The sequence below is a fragment of the Flavobacterium sp. genome, from assembly GCF_043773265.1.
Taxonomy (GTDB): domain Bacteria; phylum Bacteroidota; class Bacteroidia; order Flavobacteriales; family Flavobacteriaceae; genus Flavobacterium.
On the sequence record NZ_JAYVFH010000019.1, the window covers coordinates 1 to 4,287 of the forward strand.

The 4,287-nt window shown below is 28.9% G+C and carries 2 protein-coding genes and 1 pseudogene; all 3 read right to left on the reverse strand.

Going from position 1 to position 4,287, the window contains the following annotated elements; translation table 11 throughout:
- Positions 1-280, reverse strand: a pseudogene (locus ACH2BO_RS00930) (reverse transcriptase); the annotation flags it as partial.
- 153 nt (positions 281-433) lie between these two features.
- A complete protein-coding gene (locus tag ACH2BO_RS00935; RefSeq protein ID WP_395042882.1) occupies positions 434-1,438 on the reverse strand; it encodes an IS30 family transposase in 1,005 nt (334 codons plus the stop codon).
- A 210-nt stretch (positions 1,439-1,648) separates the two neighbouring features.
- A complete protein-coding gene (locus ACH2BO_RS00940; protein ID WP_395042883.1) occupies positions 1,649-4,210 on the reverse strand; it encodes a TIR domain-containing protein in 2,562 nt (853 codons plus the stop codon).
- Positions 4,211-4,287 lie beyond the last annotated feature (77 nt).

A 4,287-nucleotide genomic window follows, 5' to 3' on the forward strand; every position in this document is an offset into this window, starting at 1 on the left:
GTATTTCAACCCATTTATCAATAATGGTTTTACAAAGTTTGCTTTGATGTAATGGATTTGGAATATTAATAATTCTTCTTGATAGATTGACTTTTGGAATTGAAAAAACAACCCATTTAGACTCTTTATAGTTTAATCTATTTGGCCTTGATAAAGTATTGAATTTTGCATTCCAAGCAGTATTTATTGTGTCAATTTTATCAGAAAAAGTCACACTTTCAAATGGAGGAGGAAGTTCTTTCGGAATACATCCTAACTTAAGTAATTCTTTTTCTGTCATTTATACGTTTGGCGGATTCAAGACCTTAATGCAACAAGGTCAGTTAATATTGTAATAATCAAATTTAGTTTTTTATTTCATTTTTTCATCATTTCAGAATAACTTTTTTGGCTTTTTAAAAGAGCCAAAAGTTATTTCCGAAATAGGCTTGGTTTATGCTGCATAGTTAGTGATTTCCTGGTTCATAATTTCATTAGGCGTTTTGTAAGCTAGAATCTTTCTAGGCCTATTGTTTAAGCTGTATTGCGCTTGTTTAAGCTGTTCAATAGTTATTTTGTTGAAGTCAGTTCCTTTCGGGAAAAAACGTCTAATTAAACCGTTAGTGTTTTCATTAGTTCCTCTTTCCCATGAGGAGTATGGATTAGCAAAAAAGATATCCATTCCAGTGTTGTTTGCAAGCCATTTGTGATTAGCCATTTCCATTCCGTTGTCGTAAGTCATTGATTTTAAAATGTATTTGGGTAATGAATTTAAGTATTTAGCGAATTGTTGTGTGACGGTTTCAGATTTTCTGTTTTCTAATTTGATAATGAAAGTGAATCTAGTTTTTCTTTCAACGATAGTTCCGATTGCACTTTTTTGTCCTATACCAATCATTAAATCTCCTTCCCAATGTCCAACTTCAAGGCGTAATTCAACGTGTTGCGGTCTATGGCTGATATTGACTTGGTCTTTAATTCGGACTCTGTTTTTACCAAATTTTCTATTCTCTCTTCTTTTGTGATGATGATAGGGAAGAAGCTTGATTAGTTTTTTGCCCAAATAGGATTGTCTGTGCCTATAAATATGCTGATAAATAGCTTCGTAAGATATTGACATTACTGGGTCATTTGGATACAGAACTTTGATTCTGCCACCAATTTGTTCAGGACTAAATCCGGATAATAATCCTTTGTATACAAATAGTTTCAGTCTTTTGTAAGTATTGATTTTGTCTTTATTTCTTTTGTTTAAATAGTCCTGTTTAGCAAAGAAATCAGCTACATCGGCATCGTACTTATCAGAAGGTTTTTTAACCCAAGTATTGACTTCACGAGTAATTGTAGATCTGTTTCTATTTAGATACTTAGCAATGTAACTTTTGGTCTTGTTTTCTTTGAGTAAAGTCTCAATAACAATCCGTTCATTTAAGGTTAATCTTCTACGTAGTTTTTCCATAATTCAACAAAGATAAAATTTATCATTTGTTGCATTAAGTTATTGAATTCGTCGATTCTGCGATAGTATTGCTGATAACGTTCTGCCGCTTGGTGAGGTTTCGAACTTCGTAACCGTTTATTTTCAATTAAGACAAAATTTCTTGCGGAACGTGAACGTGAATTTATCACAAAATTCGCAATCTTGCCAAACGGCTGTTAACTGCTGGCTTTATTTATTTTTTGCTCTATCTGATAATAATTTGTTTGTTGACATATCCAGTTTTTCTTCGATTTCTTTTAACTTTTTAAATTCCATTTTGTGGAGTCTTGAATGTTCAACAACCTTAAATTTGATTAATCTTTCTGCCGTTTTAGAAAAGCTTTTTTCTGAAATCCTTTTTTGTATTTCATCTAATCGTAATGATTTCGCATACCACATATTAATACCTTGGTTTACTATAAAAGTTGATGGGGTTTTCTCTCTATTACTAACATTTTCAGCAATTTGTAGTAAGTTATTTGAGCCCAAAGAATGAATAGCTTTTGTTATGAAACCGTGAATTACTCCAAAATTTAAATTCCAAAATATTTCTCGTGCAAATTGTTCAACCTTTGCTTTATTCAATTCTTTTTCGTCATTCTCTTTCCTTTCATCATTAATTTGATTTATTCGGTCTTTAACAAAATCAATAAACTCGATTTCAGTTTGTTCATTTTTTATTATTTCAAAAAAGGATGATAAAATTCTCAAATGTACTTTCAAACCTTGTTCATAAATATATTCCAATCTTTCTAAAGGAAGAGAACCTGATCTATTTTTTATTATCATTCCCATTACTTCTACTGTCTTTATGCTAAATCTTAAGTTTGTAACTAAGTCAGTTAGGTCTTCATCGTTGACTTCTGGTTTGCTTTTATCATCGTTTTCATTTTCTTCTATTTCGGATTTTGTTATTAATGCTTTCTGACGTTCTTCTGTAGGATTGTGTTCATATGATGGTAGAATTGATTTAACAATTTTATCTTCGTGTTTATCGAAGAAATCTAATTCATCTGTTTCTAAAGTTGAAGGTTCATATTTTTCAAAAAGCATTTCTGCGCTTAATAATAATTCATCAAGTAAATAATTTGATTTGGAATGATGAGCAATGAATATTGTGATGTAGGCATTTTCATCTTTGTGAATATTTGATATTATTTTGGTTACTAAACCTTTTTGTTTATCAATATTTTCTGAAATGTATTTTGCTATAAAAAAATAATAAATGTATGTATAACAGAAACTAAATTGATTAAAGCTGTCAAATCGACAAATGTTAACATTATTTAATACTTTTAATATGTCATTTAATGGAATTGGTAAATTAAAGTTTGCTTTATATCTTTCTATGAAAATTTGAAATTTATCGTTTGGTAAACTATTACTGCCGTTATCATAAATGTAGAAGGCTAATTCAGTTAAAAAATTTGAATAAATATCTATTTGGTTGTTGTTAACACCTTCTTTTCTCAAATAAAGATATATTAGAGCTTGATAGCAATGCCCTTGCGATGTTATATCTTGGTCTAAAGGCTTTTGAATATCTTGTGCAGCAAGTAATGATAAAATGAAGAATGGATATGAAGGCATTATACCTTTGCCGAAAATAACACCTAATGAATTTTCAATCATTTCTGTTTTTTCATCTAGGCTTTGATTTAAATGATTTGGATTTATTTCAATTAAATCATTTTCTTTTATTTGAATCCATTTTCTAATAAGTTTGTCTCTTTCTAATGGAGAAAATTCTCTGATTTTAAATTTATTGTAATCTTTTATTAGATTTTGGTTTTTAATATTCAGCCCAAAAATATCATCTACAATAAATACCTGATATTTAAAATCTCTGAAGGATTCGATATATTTATCTTGATGTTTTGCAAAATGAAAATTGTCAACAATTGGAATTATTCTGTTTTGTTCAATTTCGTTGAAAGAAATATTGTCGTATTGCTCTTGAAATGATTTTTCCAGTTTTGCTAAAGGATTTCCTAAAAATAAATTATCGTCTTCTACGTAAACAGGAATGTAGTTTAGATTCAGATATATTTTATAGATAATTTTGCATATCGTTGTTTTCCCAGCTTGATTTTCCCCTGCAATTATTATTTTATTAAAATTTAATATTTCAGTTATTAAATTTTCTGAATCATATTTTTGCGCAATTTCAACATCATCATATTTTTTTAGTTTTGGAAAAACATAAATATCTTTTAGTTCAACAGTTTCTTTATTATGATGTGATTTTGATAGAATATCAGCACTATTTAAGAAAGAATTAAAACTATCATTTAGTTTTAATTGTTTAATTTGATTTATTGATTTACAAACAGGTTTAACCCATTTAATAACATCCAACCAACCATCATTTTGGTCGTCAAACTTTGTAATCGGTTTACCGTCAGTTGGAGTAGCTAATAGTTCACTTAATTCAAGATGTTCTGTCCAAGCACAAGGACTTAAAATAATAGGAATTACTCGAATTCCTTTGCTGTTTTTTAAAATTAAAGCATCATTTTTTTCTTTAATACAAGCGTTTGAAGCTAAAAAATTATCAGAAATCATCAAACAAATGATATCTGCGTTCTCTAGAGCATTATCAATATTTTCTTGAAAATCTTCTCCTGTATTAATTTTTCTATCTATCCATTCAGTAATTAATCCATTATTTTTTAATGGAGAAAGATGATTAAGAAATTTCGAAATTAATGTTTCGTCTTTGTGACAATAGCTTATAAATATTTTTATCATTTTAGTTTCAATTTATCGAATTCGTTGTTTCGGAGGAAGCTTGCAGTTAACGTCTCGTGGCTTGCAGAAGTTGGGGA